Origin of the sequence: Amycolatopsis marina (assembly GCF_900111885.1) — a bacterium.
Classification (GTDB): domain Bacteria; phylum Actinomycetota; class Actinomycetes; order Mycobacteriales; family Pseudonocardiaceae; genus Amycolatopsis; species Amycolatopsis marina.
This window is the reverse complement of the sequence record NZ_FOKG01000010.1, coordinates 104,248-124,153: the sequence shown is the minus strand read 5'-3', so window position 1 is coordinate 124,153 and position 19,906 is coordinate 104,248. Positions and strand designations below refer to the sequence as shown.

Annotated in this window: 1 protein-coding gene (cut by a window edge); it reads right to left on the bottom strand. The window is 66.6% G+C overall.

From position 1 onward, the window contains the following. Positions 1–19,906 carry the 5' portion of a scabin-related ADP-ribosyltransferase gene (locus BM199_RS17775; RefSeq protein WP_091674378.1) on the bottom strand. The gene continues 36,287 nt to the left of window position 1, outside the view, so only the first 19,906 of its 56,193 coding nucleotides appear in the window; its start codon is at positions 19,904–19,906; the stop codon falls past the left edge of the window.

The window sequence follows — 19,906 nt, the reverse complement described above, 5'->3', positions numbered from 1 at the left end:
CGAGGGGCTGACCCGGCCGCAGTTCCGCGTACAGCGCGGGCAGATCGAGCCTTTTTTCCATGGCCAGAGCGAACAGCTCGGGCGGCAACGCGGCCAGCGCGTCGAGCAGTCCGTCCTTGAGCCCGTCGCCTGCGGACGCCGACTCCAGCGACAATCTGGAACGCCGCGCGCCGATGATGCCGGCTTGTTCCGTGACTACCCGCAGCGCCTCCCGCAGCAGTTCCGCGACCTGCACCTCGCCGGCCGTGGGCGGGACAACGACATACACCACGTTGTCCAGCTGATCGCGTCGTCGCGCCGACCGCACCACCCTGGCCGGTTTCGCGTCCGCGTCGACGATCACCCGAATCGTCGCCCCGTCTGGTGCTTCCGGCGTCAGCACCGTCCATTCCGACTGCGAACGCTCCGACAGATCGGGCCCACCCAGGACGACGAGGCCTTGTGCTTCGCCGAGGAAGGCGTCCGCTGCGGCGAGTACGCGCTCGCGTCCCAATAAAGTAGCCCGCTGCAGCGCGTCCGTGAACTGCCTCGTGGCAGGCGCATCCGCGCGGACGCTGCCGTCCTCGTCGCGCAATCTGCCGTCGCCGGTCATTCGGACTGTACTGCGAGTGCCGTCGGCGGCCGTGGCGTGCAGGACGATTTCCACGGCGGCCTGCTCACTGTCGGACAGCTCGGCGGCCACGCTGAGCATCAGTTGCTCCCTGCCCTCGCGCAGCCATGCAGGGTCGAGATCGAGCCGCTCGACCTGCGAGAGCCAGTTCCCTCCGGTGAGGCGCTCGGCGAGCCACGCCGCGTCGGCCGCGTGATCCAGCCCGGTCTGCGCACCCTCAGCCTCCCGACGCAATGCCTTCTCGGCCGCATCGGCTGCGTGCTGCAGGCGCTGCACCTGCCGGTCCAGCTCGAGCAGCGCCTGCCAGGCCCGCTCCGTTTCGGCACGCGCCCGACGCTGGGCGCGGTCGAGCGGCATCACGGTGCTGGTGTCCACAGCGAGACGAGTCATCAACTCGACCTGCCGCTCGAACTCCCGCCCCGCCCGCAGGGCTTCGGCACGGGCTTCGCTCAGCCGTTCCCGCGCGTCCAGCAGCTCGGCCAGCCGCGCAGGGAGCTCGTTGGCGCCCAGCGCCTGTTCGGCGTCCCGAATGGCGGCCAGCAACCGAAGGTCGGCAGCGTCGAGATCGAGATCGGCGGCGGTGGCGAACCGGGCAGGCAGGCTCGCGTCGAGCCGGTGCAGCAGGCTCTGGGCTTCGGCGACCACCTCAATCCTGTGTTCCGCAGCGGCGCGGGTGGGGTCGGTCGTGGCGATCAGCAACGCACCGGGCTCAGCACGCCGAGGGTGATGCCGACGGATGTAATCGGCGAGATTCCGCGAGCCAGACCGCTGGCCGGTACTCGCCTTCATCGCCTCGTCCAGGTTCACCGGGTCGCGCTCGGCCGCGTCTCGCCGGCGTCGTAGCTCGCGCTGGACCCGACGCGGCAGGTCCTCATCGCCGATGTCGTACGGCTGAGCCCATGGCTGCTGCCTGGCCAGGTGCCGGTCCAGCACATCCAGGTCATGCGCCCACATCTCGAAGTCGGCGTCAGAACTGGTGTAGCGCGTGGCCTCGCCGAACACGGTCACAGGCTCGGCCGATCGACGGTCGCCCTCCCGAACGCGGAGATCGATCCGCACACGCATCCGAGTCCTGACTCGGACCGAACCACTGGTACCGGGAATCAGGCTGATGGACGTTTGCCCACGTCCCCCAGTCTGTGCGGCTGTCCCGCTGCCGATGCCCCGGCTGTGCCCCATCCGGTATCCAGGAAGAGCCATGCCGTCCTGCGCTACGGAGAAGCCTCCACCGAAACCGGTCCCCCGGTTGTCCCCCACGGAACTGGTTCTGGTGGTGTCTGACCGCTTCGACTCCGACAAACCCCGCACGTAGGGCGTGAAGTCCCGCATCCGCTCCCAGTCGTAGCCCCCGGTGAAGGTCACCGAGATGTCGAGATACCGGGTCTTCGCGCCCTCGATCAAAATCGGAATCAGCAGCGGCTCACCCCGACTCAGTCTGGACCACGCCGACATGACCTGTTCTCTGTGCAATGTGGACGGCATACTTCTCGCCAGCCGGGCGGCTTCGACCTCGTTCAGCGTCCCTTGCCCGACCAACTGCTCCAGCGCATGGTCAACGGCGGCATGCAGCGGTTCGACGCCGATGTCGTGTGCCGTCGTCTGCCAACTCCGATCCAGGCGGTCCAATACGCGCGGATCCGGATCGGAGAAGGTGTTGTCTAGTTCCGCCGACGGGTGCCCGTGGAAGTACTCAAGCGTGCCCGCGGCGGCCGCCGTTGCCGTCCGAGGAGAAACTGAAGTGCTACCGACCGCGGCGCGCGCCACCTCCGCCCCCGCCCGCACAAGATCCGCCGCCCCACCCAGCGCGCCCTTCGTCTGGGAGGGCTCAGTAATCCACGTCACGGTAAGGCGCAGCTCATAGCGCTGACGGAACCGGACGCCGCCATCCCAGGACATGGTGCCGGCGGTTTCCGTCTCGGCCGTGGAATCGGTAGTCGTGTTACTCCGGCTGATGTTTCCCGAAGCGTCGACGTCTCCCCTGACCGAACCCATTTCGTCGCCGTCCGCCGCGCCGCTCTCCGAACCGCCGTATTCGTCGGTTCCCGCAGCGCTGCCGGACGCGGACCCACCCCGCTGGTCGGCCACGCTGGTGGCCGTGGAGTCCTGGAACCGGCGACTGACCACGCCGTAGCCCCCGTGGCCCGCCACCACAGGTGCACCGACGGCAACCATCTCGGCATTCACCCGTAGATATCCGCGCTCACCGGCGGCGTTGACGGTTTCTTCGGCCACAAGGTCAAACCCACCGTGTTGCATCGCCCACCGCATGGTGCCGTTCAACGGCGGTCCCTCGGTGAGCGCGGTGTGCAGGTACCGGAGGGAAGGGAAGTCGTCGTTGCCGAGTCCTCCCGTGACCTGCTCGATCAGCTTCCGCGCCAGCCGAGGCAGGGACGGCCCGGAATCCTGACGCCAGTCGGTCACCCTGCCGTCGCCCAAGCCCCGGTTGTTCTCGGCGTAGCCGGGGATCCGATAGTTCCGCAGCGGCGCGGGAGGCTCCGGATGGAATGCGCGCGCCGCGGCCAGGGCATCCAGCATCGCCAGCACCTCAGGGGCGGCCTGTCCCCGCATCGCCGCCAGCTGGGCTCGCTCGCTGTCGAGCGCACGCCGTACCGATTCGGCGACGTCGCCAGCTGCCACTGGCGGTTCGTCGTCGTACTGCGCGAGCACGTGCCGCAACAGCTCTGTGTCGACCCGCTCGCCAGCCCGGAGCTTCTGCATCACCCGCAGGTAGGTGGCTTCGGCCACGTCGCGGCGGTCGAGGTCGCGACGTCGGTCGCCAGGATCGTGACTGGGTTTACCGCTCTCCTCTTCGAACTTGCGATCGTTCGCCCAGTTGTCCAGCCAGCGGTCCACCAGCTGTGGCGGGATGGCTCCTTCCGGCAGTTCGCCCTGCCAGTACAGCCGCAGCGCCTGAGGTACCGGCTTCACGAACCGGAGACGTCCCTCCCCCAGGTACTCGGTCTCGTCGGAATCACGGGAACGGGCAAAATACGACAACGCGGCGTCGATGACGACGACCTCGCCGAAGTGCAGGCCGGTCTCACTGGGGCCGTACGTGACGCTTCGTGTTTCGCTGACCGTCGTGCTGGCCTGGCCACCCCCATCCGCGCCCCCCTCCGCGGTGTCCATTCCCCTACTACCGGCACCATCCGCACTGTCGCCACCGGCGGGACCCGCCGTTTCGTGATCACCAACTTCGGCCGAGCCGCCGCCGTTTACCGAAGCGGCATCGGCCGTCGTGCCAGATCTGCGCTCTGTCCTCGTGACAAGCGTGGTGCTGGTGGTTCCGACCTGAACGCTGTCGGGACCCAGTTCGTTCTTGCCCATCGTGCCCTTGAACGCGAAGCCGTCGACCTTGGCGACAACATCGACATCGCCCACGGGGTAGCCGTCGGGACCCAGCAATTCCGTCGCATGACCTAGTACGGTATCGACCTCGACCTCATCTGGTGAGATTCCGGGGCGAAAGGCGAGCGTCGACAGATTCGCCGCGTCCATCCATAGCCAGGCGACATCCTGACCAATCACCGGCACCCAGTTCCGCTTGCTGTCGGATACCGGGAGATCCTCGCTTCGCAGGTCCGGTCGCACGTCGGTCCGCTTGTCCGATGAGCTTTCCAGCTGATCGGGGCGGGTGTAAACCCGGCCCACGTCGGAGAGCCACGGTGCGTGGAACTCGAGGAACTGACCGGTTACGGGAGCGGCGGTGACCACTTCGTCAGCCAGTTCCAGTGACACAGTCCAGGCCAGCGGAGCCCGGAACCGCTTGACCCACCCCTGGTAAGCGACCTCGGTCCCGGAATACATTCCCCGGCTGTGCGACTCACCGAACGTCGCTGATCCGCTGCCACCGGCACTCGCCCCTAAAGCGCCACCGCCCAAACTCCCGTCGCGGCTGCGCGTCGCGGTCTTCGCACGAGAATCTCCGTCGGTTGTGACACCGAGCACGGTCGCCACATGGCTGGTGTTGTCGGCGCCGCCAATCTCAACGACGCCGGCCTGGTCCAGGTCCAGTCGCACCACGACGGTGGCTCGTCGCACGCCGGTGTCGCCGTATGTCTCGACGGCGATGCGAATGCCGTTTTGCGCGGCCTTGTTGATCTTGTTCGGTAGCAGGAACGCATCCCTGGTCAACTGCTCGGCGACCCGCCGTAGGTTGTCCAGTTGCACGCGCCGCACGGCCGGGTCCGTGCCCTTCTGCGGCCGGAGTTTGCCGGTGTCCGGGTCGATCGGCGGAACGAAGCCGTGATCGGCCAGCATCTTCAACACACGCCTGTGCACCTCATAGTGGCCGGTGATCTCCAGCACTCGGTCGAGGAAACTGAGGCCACCCGGCTCGACCACATCGGGACGGGCGGGCAGTTCCTGGTCGGCCGGAATCTCCCACCACGAACGGTGCATCAAAGGCTTCTCGCGCCGCTCATGGCCCCAGCCGCCGCTCACGGTGGGGAGCTTGCCGTGCTCGTCAACAGCGTTGCCGTGCTCGTCGAGCGTCGGCACGCGCACTTCGAAGGTACGAATGTCGCCGGTGCTCTCGTGGCGCTCGAACGCGCCTGCGTCCACTGGCAGGCCGTTGGCACCAGCGACCTCAGCGGCGACCTGGAAATATGCCTCGCTCGCCAAGGAGAAAACAGCGCCAGAAGGTTCCGGATCGGACGCAGTCCGCACAGCAGTGGCCGAGGAAGTGGACTCCGCACGCCGACTTTCGATCCGCCCGCTGGTCTTGAGCGTGACCGCGTTCGTGGTCTTGTCCCGGGGGTCGAGGGCATTCTGGCTCGGCATGTTGCCCACGCCTCCGCTCCTGCTCACGGTCGCGCTGCGCTGCCGGGCACTCACGTATGCGGCGATACGCGACAGCCCCCTGGTCAAACTCGCCCCGAACGTTTTCTCGTCGGTGTGGCTGGTCGTGACCGCTACCAACGCGCTCACGGCGCTGCCATTCCAGAACCCTGGAGCCGCAGGGTGCAGGGGTTTGGCGGTATCCCAGTCAATTTCCGTGTTCAGCGTGATCGAGTAGATTAGTCCAGTTTTCTTGTCGAGGAGATCGCCCGTGTAACCCCGGCCCGGAGTCAGTTCCTCCCGGCTGTAAATGTTCCTATCCTGCAGGTAATCCCACAGCTGCCGTCGAACCTCTCCGCCGGGCACCTGTGCCGAAGCGGGCAACTTCTCCAGAATCGTGTCGAACAATTCACGTGATCCCAGCCCGAACAAGCGACCCGCCGCGAGCAGTTCAGCCGGCTTGCGCTCGGCGCCGGAGAAGCGGTCCCAGTCAACCGCATCAGGCGCCTGCGTGAAGGCCACCGGCGTCCGTATCCGCAGCCAGTCGTCGCCTTCCGCGACCGCTCGCTCCCCACTTCCGGACGGCGAGCCCGGCTTCAGCACCCGTGTGGCTCCCTCGGCACCTTTCGCCCTGACGTTGAACCAGATGCGCGCGGGCAGAGTGACCAGTACCGCTTTGCCCCAATACTGGTTTGTGGCACCGACTCGCGTGGTGCTGACTCTGGAGTTCGTCTGGGTGTACGAATTGCCACGGGTCACCTCGGGGGTGAACACGCTCGCCGCGATTAGCTGCCCGGCCTCACCTGAATGGCCGTTCGCTTCCTCCGCTGCCCGAACCGCATGACCTGCTACGGGAGCCAAGGGAATCCGCACCGAGTGTGACTGCGCCTCCGTGGTACCGAAATCCGTCCCCAACTGGCGCAGGGCTACCTCGGAGTGCCCCATCGCCGCGTTCTCGACCGGAGATGGCACCACCAGAGCCTCACGCACCATGTCGGAGTCGTCGAGGCCGGGGACGGTGAAACCCACAGTCACCTCGGCACCACCGAAGTGCATTACGAGGCCGTCCGGGTGAAACAGCTTGCTGATCTTCGCGGCCAGAATATTGTTGAGCTGTGACAGAGTGGGTGCCACTCTGGCAGCCTCGTCCGCGCCGAGCGCTTCGACCAGCTCCGCGCGTATCTCGTCCACCAGATCCTGCGCGAGCGGAATACGGCCCTCGGCGAGGTATCCGCTCTGCAAACCCGCCAGGTTCACCGAGACGCCTTCGCTCCCGGCTTGAAGCCCGTAGTCACCCCCGGGTCGGGTCGACTGCGGTGCCGCGGTCTTCCCGATGAAGTCCCGAACGTGCTCGGCCACCAGTGCCGCAGCCTCGGCGTCCGTCGCCGCCTCCGGGAAGGGCGCCGCGTACCTGCCGTCGCTGCTACTGCCGGCGTGGCGAGGATCCCGCATACCCATGCCGAGTCCCATCGGGCCCATGCGTGAGTTGTACTCGTAGAGATCGACGTGGAAGTCACTTCGCAACGCCAGCACGAGATAGCGAGCGTCGTGATAGCGAATCTCCAGCTCCGCCTCGCCATCGGAGTGTTCGTGAATGGCGACCTGAAGGTCCGGGTCGTCCGCGAGCGCCGTCTTGACGTCGTTCTCGATGGCCTGGAAGAGGCTCGGAGTGCTGCCCTCTCCGGGCTCCCGCCGGGGGTTGGTGTGCCCGTCCCCGTCGAGATACTCCACCCCGAAGCCGCCATGTCTCCGGCCACGCTCGTCGAACCATGGTCGCTCGAGCCCCGGCACCCTCGGGGGCCGCCGTCGGGATTGGCCGATCTCCGAATCTGTTTCCGGCCGCCCCAACTCACCCGGCAACCGGTGTTCCGACGGTACTTCACCACGCGTGTGCTCTGGCTTCACGCTCGAGGACGACTCAACCTCTCGTTGCTGTTCAGTAGATATACTGTTAGCTGGCAACGCAGCAGGAGGCTTGTCGACGCTCGCGACCGAAGCCTCACTGCCGACTGTCTCCGGCACATCGTCGAACGGCCGATCCGTGACGTACGAGTTGACTTCGGTCCGTCCCGACGATTTGACGAGCTTGACACCGACCACGCGAACGCCGCCGTCCCGAAGGCGCTCGATGAACTGCTGGGTGAAATAGTGGGACGGCTTGTAGTGGCCGCTGGTATTGGTGGCGACCTTGAGTACACCTTGCACGACGTAGAGATGTCCGGCAGCCGCCACGTCCCCGCCCGCAAGAAAACTTTCATGGCCAATTTCCTGATCGCCATCACTAAGCTGAGTTGAAGCGTATACGTTGCCAGTGTCGTCCATGACGAATATCGCCTCGCCACCAGCATCACCTCGGATATCAGATAGCCGAGTGTCGTAAAGATGACCACCAGAATCGTAAAGTAGTCCGTCTGATCCAATCCTAAGTCGAAGTTCTTCCAACTCTGCGGCATTGAAAACTTTTACTTCTTCATCGAAGTCCTGAACAGCGTCCTCGGTCAGCGATTTAGTTTGGTATCTAGGAGCTGTTACAGCCTCATCGAGTAGTTGAGGCCGCCCCTCTATGTCAACTCCTCCGTCAGCCTGATTTTCCTTGGTGACGGCAATTTGGATCTCGACGGGGGAAATATTGTCCGAAGCCCACTCAACGACACCGTCTTCCGTCTCGCCGTTAGGCGCGGAGTCCGTGAAGAACTCGCCGCCGACCCCACCTTCGGGCAAACCTCCAGCGTATGCCCATATCGAGGACAATGTGAAAAGCTCAGCCGAACCTCTACCTTTGATGATCTGCGACTGTTGAATCTGCCGCACCCTCTTCGCAGAGTAATCCGGACCCGCCAGCCAGTGAAATGGACCATACTTCTTTGTATTTGCCGATGATCCCGCAACCGACGTCGCATTTCCCTCGTCGGAGTGGCGCGATGGAACGTATTGGTCGTCGGCAGGCTGAAGCAGATCGGGCTGAACGGACCTCATGACTTTGCTCGCGACCGCCGCGATGTTCTCCGGGGTCGCGTCGGGCAGTTCCAATACGGCTATACCGGCGCCAGGGCCGCGAGTGGCCCGGTACTCCACGTGGTCCCACGCGTTCCGGTCATCACTCACAACGCTTCGGTTTACGACCAACACCGAGTGAACTCGTCCGCTGCCGCCACGGGCGACATTTACCCGTAGCACGCCTGGCTGCTCGGTGTGCACGTCGACCGTCGCGTCGCCTAACCGGCCCTTGATCGCCCGCGACAACCGGCGAGCGAGATTGGCATCGCCTTCCTCGGCATCAGAATTCGGACGGGCACCGGAACCGCCACCCCAGAAGCCATCGGTGTAGCGGGCGACAACCTGTTCGCCAATTTTGGGCAGCACGTTACGCGTCGAGTTCTCCGTATCCTCGGAGACCGGGCCTCCGCCGTCGCGTACTCGCGAGGACCTGTGCTGAGCCGGGGGAAAACGCACCTGCTCCGCCGCCTCCGGTGCGGGCGCCGCGTGGAGGATTTTCCGTCGTTGGTCGCTGAGCGCGGTGAGCACATCCGGATCGGTGACATCGGCCGCCTGCCGGTCCCATTCCGCGAGCTCGCTGCGGACGACGGCGGACTCCGCAGTGTCCAGCGACAGTACTAGATAATCGCCTGTACCGGGGGCCCGCCAACTGGTCGCCAGGCCGGTCTCACCGTTTTCCCAGCCGTTGATGACATCTCCCACCGGCCGATAGCCTCGCGCGATCAGACGATCGATCACGTTCTGTGCCTCGGACGCGAAGCGCTGGCCCGAAGACAGCACCGCCGAGTACCTCGGTAGTGCGGGGAAGTCGTTGTCCGCGCCGAGTGCCTGCGGCAGCACCATCGCACCACGCACCCCGTACACGGCGTCGCGCAACGCTCCGGTGTCCGGTGTGGCCTCGACCTGGGCGAGCAGTTCGGCCAACTGCTGCCAGTCCGCGATATCCCGCCGAAGCAGTTCTTCTGCCTCACTCAGCGCCCCGAACGTGGCAACTCGCTGCGCGACCGAGTTGTCCGCACCTTCGGCGGATACTTCGATCACCGCCGGGGTGAGCTGCTGGATCCTGCCGTCCACCACCTCGAAACGCGGAGGCGTGACCCGCTGCTGCCGGTACCGCAAACTCTGCTGCACCACGTAGTACGTGTCCACCGACACGCCACCGAACTGCCGGCGCACGAGACCATGTCCTGTATCGGCCACCACCCCGTCCTGCACACTGACCGGCATCGCGCCGAGCAAGACCTGCGCGGCACCGTCCGAGGGGGAAACAGCATCCGCTCCCGGCGGAGGGGTAAGGCCGAACAACGGGACCGCGCCGGGACTCGTCAGCCAGTCCACGTACTCACCGACGAGTGCGGCGACACCTACGGCGTTGTCCGGCGCTGTCGTGGTTTCGCCTGCCGTGGTGGTCGGTCCGCTGGTCAGGATCGGCACCCAGTCCGGGGTGAATCCGGAACCGGGAAGTGGAACGAAACGTCGTGTGGAGTCACCGAGTTGCGAAAACTCCACTTCGACACCCGCGACGACGGTCCCATCGGGCAGCCGGCGGAAGAGCGTGTCCTGTTCGATCGTCTCGGACACCCCGGAGCGCACGAGCTCCAGTTCGGCCGAATCGGGCAGCACACGGTACAGGTCCCAGCCCGCCCCATGCCGGGAGCTGCGCCACTGCAGCGGCGGAGCATCGGCGAGCTCTGTCTCGGTGATCGGCGCGGTCTCGACCGCTCGGTCCGCGGCCTCATCCTCGTCCAGGTCATCGAAAACAGCAGCGTTCGACGGCAGGTCAACGGGTTTTCCTGTGGAGTCGAACCAGTACGTGAACTCATCGTCCTCGTCCACAATGGTCAGCTCGACACGGAGGCCCAACCGTGCCGCGACATCCCGGGCCAGCTGCTCAGGTGTGGGACCGCGGCCCAGCGTGTTGGCAAGCGGCAACGGGCCGGGGTCGACGCCGGTCGCCCGCACGAACTGCCGTACCACCCGGGCCTGTTCGAGCATGTCCCCGGCGCGATCGGCCATTTGTATCCAGCGCGTGAATGCCGACGCGGCCGAGTCCTCGGCTCGCTCCCTCGCCTTCAGATCGCGGGTGCGCAGAGCGGAGACATGAGCCGCGCGACGGGCCTGTCGCAGTTCCTCGCTCCGCTGCTGAATCCCTGCGGCGATTTCCCAGGCCTGGCCTGCTGCCTCATATGCGGCGCCCACCGCGTCTCGCTCGCCGGCGCTGGTGGCTCGCTGTGCTGCCGTGCCGATGTCGTCCCATACATCGACGACTAGCCGCTCGACACCGGCGGCAGCCCCGATCGACTCGCCGAACAGCACACCTTCCCCAGCCGAACGCAGCCGGACGAGCATCCCGGCTCTCGCCCGGCCGTCGAGGGCGCGAGCGGCCTCGTGGACAACGGCATCAGGAAGGCCTGTGGTATCCGCACCGCCCTCGACGGCGTTACGGAGCAGCACTTCCAGCTCCAACGTTGGCGGGCCGCCATTCGGACTCTCGTCGGGGACGTTCAGCCGGCTCAAACCATCCGGCTCGGGCACCGCGGACAAGATCTCCGAGCGTTCATCGCGCAGCCGCTCCCGGAGGTCCGGATCAGTGGCTTCGGACTCACGGCGCAACAGATCCGCGGCCTCGCCGCGAGCCACCGACGCCTCACCGGTCCCCAGCACGACCACGACCTGCCTGCCGCTGCCTCGCTCACGCCACCTTGTCGCCACACCGGCGTTCCAGCCCGGATCGATAAACTCGGCTTCCGGGTCGTACCCGCTGTCGCGCAGTCGCTGGAGCACCTCCTGCGCTTCGTCCAGGAAGGCCCGCCCGCCCGGTAGGCGGATCAGGTACCGGGCCGCACCGTCGTCGGCATCGGCGGTGCCGACCGCACCGTCCGGCAGCAGGTATGCCGCCGAGTCGAGAGCCACCTGGTGCAGCGGCCGGGCAGCGGGGTCCATCGCCATCCGCACCGCGTCGTTGTTGAGCGGCCCCAGCGGGGTCAGCGTCTCGCGGAGGTGGTGCAGGACCGCACGGATCAACGGATGGTCCCAATCGCGATCCTCGCGCGGCACTCCTCGCAGTTCGGCGACGGCGGGGCGCATCACCCAGATGTCCCCATCGGTTTCCCGCAGCACGGGCGGAGTGATCGTGACCGAGGGTTGTGCCTCCTCGTCGACGGCGCCGGTGGTCTCGCCGTCCTGGAAGTCGAAGAGCGTATACACGTCGGTGCCGTCGAAGTGCAGGGTCACACCCCCGCCGTCGTGCGCGGTCAGCTCGGGCGGGCCGTCTCGCAGCTCGGGCGGTGGAGACTCCGTCGCCTCCGCCATGGTCACGGTGACCGGTTGCTGCTGTTGCGCCTGGAAGAGGTCAACGACGTTGTGACCGCGGTGAACTCGCTGCCCACCGGGTCCGCTCCGGCTCAGCTCGCGCAGCGCGGTGTCGAGCAGGTTGTTGATCTGCTCCCACCGGTTGCCGAGCAAGACGGGTCCCGGACGGGACAACAAGATCCGGGACACCTTGGCCTGTCGCCAGCTCGTCCCGTCGTACATCCACTGCCCCGGCTCGACCACGACCGTGCCGGATGGGGCGCCGAAATCCACCTCAACGGCTTCCGTCGAGCCGTCCGCACGGTGCAGCAGCCTCCTCTCGCCCGTCGCCCCACTCACGCCGACGACACCACCGTTGGGCCGGCCGTCGTGTACGCCCGCCAGTGCGTGGGCCAATATGTCCGCGTCGGTGGACAGCACGCCGGGGATCGGGCTCTCCTGCTGCGCCTTCCCGGTTGCTTCGTAGACCCGGAATGCCCCGGGAAGCGCCCGCCAGACGTCACCCTGCTGCGACGCTTCCTCCCCGCGAACGCGGCCGCTCTCGACCGGCATGCTCGCGGCGTTCACCGGTCCTGGCCGTAGTTCCCATGCCTGAGCGCGCGCACGAGCCAGTGTTGCCCGGACCGCCCCGACCAGCTGCCGGGGATCGTCCGGCCACCCTCCGGCCGGCAAGACGATCGTGTCGGGTGTCAACTGGGTCCAGCCGGCGCTGGTGAACTTGTATTCGCCCGCAATGATGCGAAACTCGTCGTTCAGGTCGGGGTCGACCTGATAAATCTCCTCACGCGTGGATCCGTCGGCGTAGGTGACGATGACCGGCTGGTTGCGGGCGGTCACGGAGACGCCGACTACATCGCTCGGCTGCTCGTCTGCCTGCTCGTCCGGCGCCCCACCACGGTGGCCCTGCAGCGCGGCGAGGTCGTAGTCGATGGCGAGTGCGACACCCGCCGACGAGCTGGTGGCCGCGGCTGCGCCTCCCTGTCGGAAGGCGATCACCCGCCCGGTCGGCAACACCTCGACGGCGATCTCGAACTCTTCGTCCTGCTGTTGATGCACACCGGTCAGCAGCCAGCGACCCGCGATGGGCAAGGCGTTCTGACTATCGGGCGTGGTGGCGGCCGCCCTGGCGACACCTTCGACGGCCGCGAGGATGTCCGCGTCCGACCATTCGGCTAGGGCGCTGTCGTTCCCGATTTCCTCTCGCCACCGGTCGAGCAGGGGCTGCCGCTCGTCGGGCTGGATCGCGATGCTCTCGGCGTTCGGCATGTCCGGGCGCGACTCCCGGTACTCCTCGCTCTGCCAGATGTCGCCGACTCGCAGCGATTCACCCTCTTGGTACCGCCGTACATCGGACGTCGATGTGGCGGACGAGAGTCCGGGTACGGCTCCGGCGGCGCGGGCCCGCGCCGCTGACGCCGCGATCTCGGCCTTCCTTTCCGGCGTCAGCGGTTCACCGGCGCTCGCCCGGCTGCTCAGCTGTTCCGACTTCGCGTCGGCTCGCCAGAACTCCTCCATACCCACGACCTCGGGGGTGCCCGGCACCACAACGGCCTCGTTCGGCACCGGCACGAAGACCGAACCGACAGCGGAGACGTCCACCCACCTCCCGCGAACATGAAGCTCGATCGAGCCGTCCGGTCGCGGCAGGTTGGCGTGTTCGAAACCCCATGAGGCACTGTCAGACGAAACACCTCGATGAAGCACTTCCCCGTCGCTCCACAGGTCGAACAGGCCGGTGTCCACGTTCCAGACCCAAGCAAGGCCACTGGTAGGTACGACCAGCGGTTCGGACGACGGATCGACATCCGCCTTCGGCCGAACCGGTTCGTCAGTGCTGATGTCGTCTTCGTCGTCCGGCGGAAGTGCTCCGTGAATACGGTGCTTGATCTCGATATCCGAGACAGCGGCGCCGGAATCTTCGGACTGCGGTCGGCCACTCGAAGGAGTTGCCCCCTCGACGAGTGACGTGCCCGGCACTCCGTCAGCGGAACCCGTGTCATCGGTGATCTCTGACGAATCACCCCTGTGCACGTTCTCCGCCGAACCCGAGGAACCGTCGGCGGGAACGGGAAGGTTCTGCCCGGTGTTGCTGAAGTTGTCCGAGAGAAACTCGTCCAAGGACATTCCGTCGTCGGGTTCAGCCGTCGCTGTGGCCGTTCCGTCCCTGGCAGGAACGTCGGTCACCGGGCTTCCACGAGACGGGGGTGCCTCCGTCGCGGCCGAACCTTCCGGAACGGGCGCCGAGCCGGAGGAGCTCTTACCGGGTAACACCGACACCGGAGCAGGGGAGTCGCGCCCGCTGTCACCGCCGTGGGCCGCGATCCAGGAGTCCATCGACGCCGCCGCATCGTTCACACCACCCGAATCCGATGACTGCGGCCTGCTGGAGAGGCCCGGAATGGCGTCGGGATTCTGTACGAGTACGCGGTTGATCTTGCCGTTCGACCACATCTCAACAGTCACCCTGATCGGGACCCCGTCGTGGTGCACGACGCCGCGCAGGAACCACCAGTCCTGGTAACGACCGCTGTGCCGGGTTGCTGTCGCCTCCGTCGGATTGTCCACGACGTCCCGCGCCACTCGTTGAACGGCCGCACGGAAATCGGCCAGTGACATGCCGTCCGGAATCCGCACGGATCCGTCACGCAGCTTCGTCCACAAATCCCAGGTGAATCGGACGTCCTCGCGCGCGGGCAGCCCATCCATGCCGTCAGGTTCGGTAGGCGGATCTGTGGCGGGAGCTGCGGACTTTTCCTGACCGCCACGGGACCCGACGGTGCGGGAGACGCTCGCATCGGTAGCCGACGACGAGGGTGCCGTTCGCTCCTCGCGTGCCGCGGCCGCCGCGTCAGCGGCCCCGACGACCCGTGGCGCTCCGGGCACTCCCGAAGTGTGGTGCGGCAGCGGCACGAAGTCCGGAGTTCCCGATCGCGAAACATCGACCCAGATTCCCCGCGCCGCGGCGATCGTTCCATCCGGCCTCGGAACAGGCATCTCGGTCGCCCGTGAGACGGGATTCTCCTGCAGGTACTGACGAAGCTCGGCCGGGATCGACGTGACCAGCTCCCACCGTGGCGGTCCGCCTCGTTCGCCGGGCCGCTCCTCGTAAACGTCCCAGCCACCATCGGAGCGCGGCCCGAACCGCACCGGGAGCGCCCCGCCCGCCGATACGCCGGGCAGCAGATCGAAGTGCAGTTCGCGGCCGTTCTGGTCCTGAACCACCTCGGTCAGATCCCATCGGCGGGTTTCGCCGTTCCAGGACCATTCCAGCCTCGAGGTCACTCCGTCGGGCACCACGTCGCCCGTATTACCGGCGACCACTTCGGAATCCGTGCCCGGATGTTCAGCGGGCCAGCCCGGTCCCTCGCCGTCGCCGACCCAGAGATCCCGGATCTTGCCACTCGTCCAGACGTCCAACGTCACCGTGACAGCGTTGCCCTGCCCGTCCAGGATCTGCCCCCGCACCAGAAACCGATCCTTGTACCGCGCCACGGTCTCCGACGCCGGGCTGTCGAACGCGTCCCGCGCCACCTGCTGAACGCTCTCGACGAAGTCTGCTGGCGACATCTCGTTGGGCGGCACGAGTTCGCCTCGATGAATCGCCCTCCGCAACCAGCGGGTGACCCCGACGTCGTCCGAGCGCGGAACACTCTTCTCGTTCACGGCAGCCGCACCGTCCGGGCCGGCGGAGTGCGATTCGCCGACCGTACTGGCGGTGGAAGTATCCACCTCGTCAGCAGCGGACGCGCTGGTCTCGGATTCGGACGCGGCCAGTTCGGCGTCGGGGGCAGACAGGGCCGCCGTAGGGTCGGTGACCGTCGGACGAGGTGTGGTCGGCGACTCCTGGTGGCCCTGCTCCCATCGGTCAGCGCGATGCTGTGCGTCCCGGTGGTCGACGTGCTTGGGCAGCCGGATACCGTCGACGCCGTCCGGTGTTCGCACGGCGGACAGGATCTCTTCTTCCCGACGAGCCAGCGCCGACTGTCGCTGTGTGTTCGCCGGGCTGTCGATCTCTGCCTGGTGCAGTCGCGCGGTGACGTCGCGTGCCGCGCTGGCGCTCGGCGTCTCGAATCGAAGCAGGACAGTCTCACCGTCGGGTCCACGCAGTCGAACCACGAAACCGGGATCACCGAACGCGGCCCAGCCATTGATCGCCGAGTCGACCTGGTATCCACGCCCTGCCAGTGCCCGCAACACCGTTTGCGTATCCGAGACGAAAGTCTTCTCGAACGGCAGCCGCGCCGAGTACCGTGCCGGCTCCTTCATGTCCGGCTGGGCGGCAACGGAGTCCAGTACATCCGGGGTGAGCGCCGCACCCTTGACCTTGCGGACCGAGTTCAGCAGATCACGCGCACCTGGATCGGCCTGGACACGCAACTCTCCGGTGGAGAGCAGCCCCATATCATCAGCGGCCCGACCCGCCATCTCCAGCGCCCGGCGCCCGACGGCCGTGTTCCACAACCGCATCGCACCAGCACTCTCGGGGCCCTGTCCGGAAACACGAACCTCCAGCAACTCACCTTGCTTGGTCAGCTCGACTTTTCCGGCGGGCATCTCGTTGTCGAAGACAACCCGGACATCCGCGACGGCTCGCGACGTGTGCAGCGTGAAAACGTCCCCGTTTCCGGGGGTGACCGCGACCGACCCCTGCGGACCGAACATGGCACCCGGCTCCGGTCGAGCGACCTTGCCGTCCAGCCAGTCCCGGAAGGCCTGCGCCATCGTCTCGGCCTGGCCGGTGGTCTCATTGCGGATCTTGACGAATTCCGGGGGTGGGTTCTCGGTTGACCGATTCGCCGTGTCAAGGGCATTGTGCCGGAGGCGAACCAATTCCATTGTGGAATCTCCGCGCCCTGGGACACCTTCCCGCAGTGCCCGGACACCGGCTTCGATGCCTCCCCGCAGATCCTGCTGGGGGGAGTCGCTGACAGATTGCGTCGAGACTTCGAGCTGGTGCGGACGTCTCATGCGCAGAACGCCCGAATCATCGACGTGATAGTCGGCCGCCAGGACACGAACCTTTCCCGGGGACACGTCGGCACTTGCGATGATTTTGACCGGAAGCCTGGTTCCCTCCGGATCAACGAAAACCGCTATACCGTCCGCTTCGGAAACCCACTGCGGGAGAATCGCATCGGACGCCGTGTCACTCTGCCCCTCCGAATACATTCCCGACAGCACGCGCCCGATGTGCCCTTCGGGATTGGCGATATGCGAAGGTTCACCACTGGCGTCGTGAACCTCGATCAGCCTGGGCAGCACCTGCCAGACGTCACCTTCCCGTGCGCCGGCAACACGAGTTTCACCGACCATCTGGCTGGTCGGCTGCGGTGCCGCCATTTTCGCCTTGGCCCACGCGGTGAAGAGGTCCTTCGCGACGTCCTCGACAATGCCTACGATGTCGGCCGGGCGACCTTTCGTCCCGATCGTGATCGTGGTGGGAGTCGACTGGATCGGTCCGGCGGGAGTCATCTCGAACTCCCCTGGTGTCGCTACGGCGTCCTGCGGGCCGCGGTTCGGATCCAGGATGATTCGGCCGTACTGCTGTGCGCCGTCGCTGTAGGTCCAGTTCAGGTACGTATGCTGGTTGCCTTGGTTGTCGATCTGAGTGATCGTCTCGACCGTGACGACCTCGAGCGGGTTCCCCCCGAGCAGCTCCGCGAGCACCTCCTTTCCTCTGCCCGCGAGCTTGGAGAGCACGGCATAGACGGAACTCTCGGTTATCGCGGCATTCGACGTGGTCGCAGTGGAGCCGGCCTCGGACGAGGATGAGTCCGCCGACGGCTGTGTTTCCTCCGGCCGGGTCTCCTCCTGTTGCCGCGCAACGGCGTCGGTGGCGACGCTGCCGGGCCGATCGGCATCGGACTTGTCGGTGTCGGCGTCCGTTTGCGCTGCCGATTGATCTGTGGACTCGACCAGGCGAGCAGGTGGGCCTTGCCCTTCGCCGCTGTCGGATGCCGCTGCCGAGTCGGCCGGAGCGTGGGTGTCCGGTGTGGACTGCTCTGATGTGGACGCAGCATCCGACACCTGCTCCCGCGTCGCCGTCTCCGAGGACTCCGACGATTCCGGCGAAGGACCATTCTCGGTCCGTCGTGAGGACTCGTCGGCAAGGGGAACCGACGAGGGCTCACGAACCGCTTCCGCTTCGGAGCCGACCACCCCGTCCGGTTGTTCCGTCGTCGCGTCCTGAGCACTCTGCTCGGACGCGACCTTCGCATCGTCCACGGCGCCGGTCACCGGAGTTGCGTCCGGGCCGGTAGGTGGCCCACCGTCATTCGAATCCGCGCTCGTGGCCGAGGTTTCCGCATCGGCTCGCGGGTTCTGCACCACGGCCCCATCCGGCTGGCGTGCAGGTGTCCCCTCCTGCGTCGTCCCCTCCGCCGGAGACTGGATCACTCCTGGCTTCGGCGCGCTACTCGGCGCGTCGGAGGTGCCGGTCCGCGAATCCGCCGCCGCGTGTTCCTTTCCGGACTGCTCACTGCCGGGCGCCGTCGCACGCTCGTGTCCGGCGGACACAGACGATCCCGATGCACCCCCACCAGTCTTTGGCGCGGCTGTTCCACTCGCAGCGGCGGGCGCGGCAGCGTGCGCCGGGGAGGACGCACCCGCTCCCCCGGCGAAGGCAGCTGCGGCGTGCGAGGCGGCGGCAGGTGGGACGGGACCGATGGCCGCCAAGCCGATCCCACTCGCCGACATGACCTCGACGGGACCCAACAGGCCGGAAGTCGCATTTATGCTGTACGACAAGTTCCGCACATTGTCGAAGAGGTCGCCACCGTGCCGCGCGACCCCAGCTTCCCAGAAGGCCCCCGCAGCCCCTTCCGCCATGCTCTTGATCAAGCCCTGCTTGCTGAACCCCTCGGTCTCGACCGTGCCGCGACCAGGGCGCCCCGCAACGGCAGCAGACCCTTCCGTGTTTGCCACGTGTGCGAGACCCTGGTCGGCGCTGTAGGCAAGAGCACCACCCGCGGCCCCCATAACTGGCCAAGTAAGCCCTCGTGCCGCCCCCAGCGGTGCGCCGCCGAGGAAACCGTTCATGCCGGCCCTTCCCGCGTCCCCCCAGGAGAAGGTGGAGCCGGAAATGCCGAGTTCCTTCAGTAAGGCGTCGCTTATCATCGCGCCGCCCCCATAGATGCCGACCCCGAATCCGGCACTGGCAAGGCCGAAGCCGGCCATCCGCCCGCCCAGGGTGCTCCAGGTGGAGACCTGGTGCGTCGCCATGTTCTGGACGAACGGCCGGGCTGCGGGCGCGACCCGTGCCAGGTTCGCCGCTGTAGGGCTGGTCAGCGCCCGTCGTACCGCAGGCGTCATCAGCTGCCTGATGAGCAGCGGGCTGTGGCCTGCGGCGCGGGCTGCCGCGGCGAGGCTTCGTTGCGCACCCGCCGACCACGCGTGCCGGGCGAGCGCGTTCGGCAGGTAGTTCATCGGGTTGAACATTCGGCCGGTAGCGGCGGCTCCCCCTCGCACCACACGGCCGGCGGCCGCGGCCGCCACGTGGGCTACGGTGCCGACCAGGTCTTGGGCGAACATCGCGGAGCCGGCGAGGCTGCCCCGCGTACCCCCGGCGCGGGCGGTCGCGCCCAGAACACCAGGAGTGTGTGAAAACTGCTTGATAGCCGTCCGTGCCCGGAGACTGCGAATCGCGGCGGCGATCGCTGCCATAAGCGCCTTGAGAGTTGCGTACCTCATTCCCATTTTACCCAAGGCGACGAGTATCTGTGCGGGATTCACGAGAATGGCAACCACGGCGAAAAAGAGTTCCGTCAGCAAGGCGAATATTTGCGCGGCGGACTGCCCAACACCCTTCGCTGCATTGACAGCCATTTGCATCACAACACGGGCAACCTCGAGGAGGGCTCGGACGATACTCCCGGCCGCTAGGGCGAACTCGGCCATCTTGCTGGCGAACACCACGGGCCCGCCGTCGCCCATCCACATCGCCTGGACACCACGAGCAGCATCAACTGCGCTCGTTACGAGATCGTTGATGCGTGTTGCCTCGTCCATATAGTGACGAGCTGCGGCCATGAGTGGCTCGAGCGGTGTCTTGGGAATCTCTCCGACCAGCAGCTTCATGCCGGGAGTCGCTACCTGCGGGATGCTCAGGCCGCTCCAGCTGTTGAACTCCCCGATGAAATCGTCCAGCATGCCGGCGAATTCCAGGCCCGCTGTTTCCACAACGGTCGCGGCCTCCACCGCACCCGACAT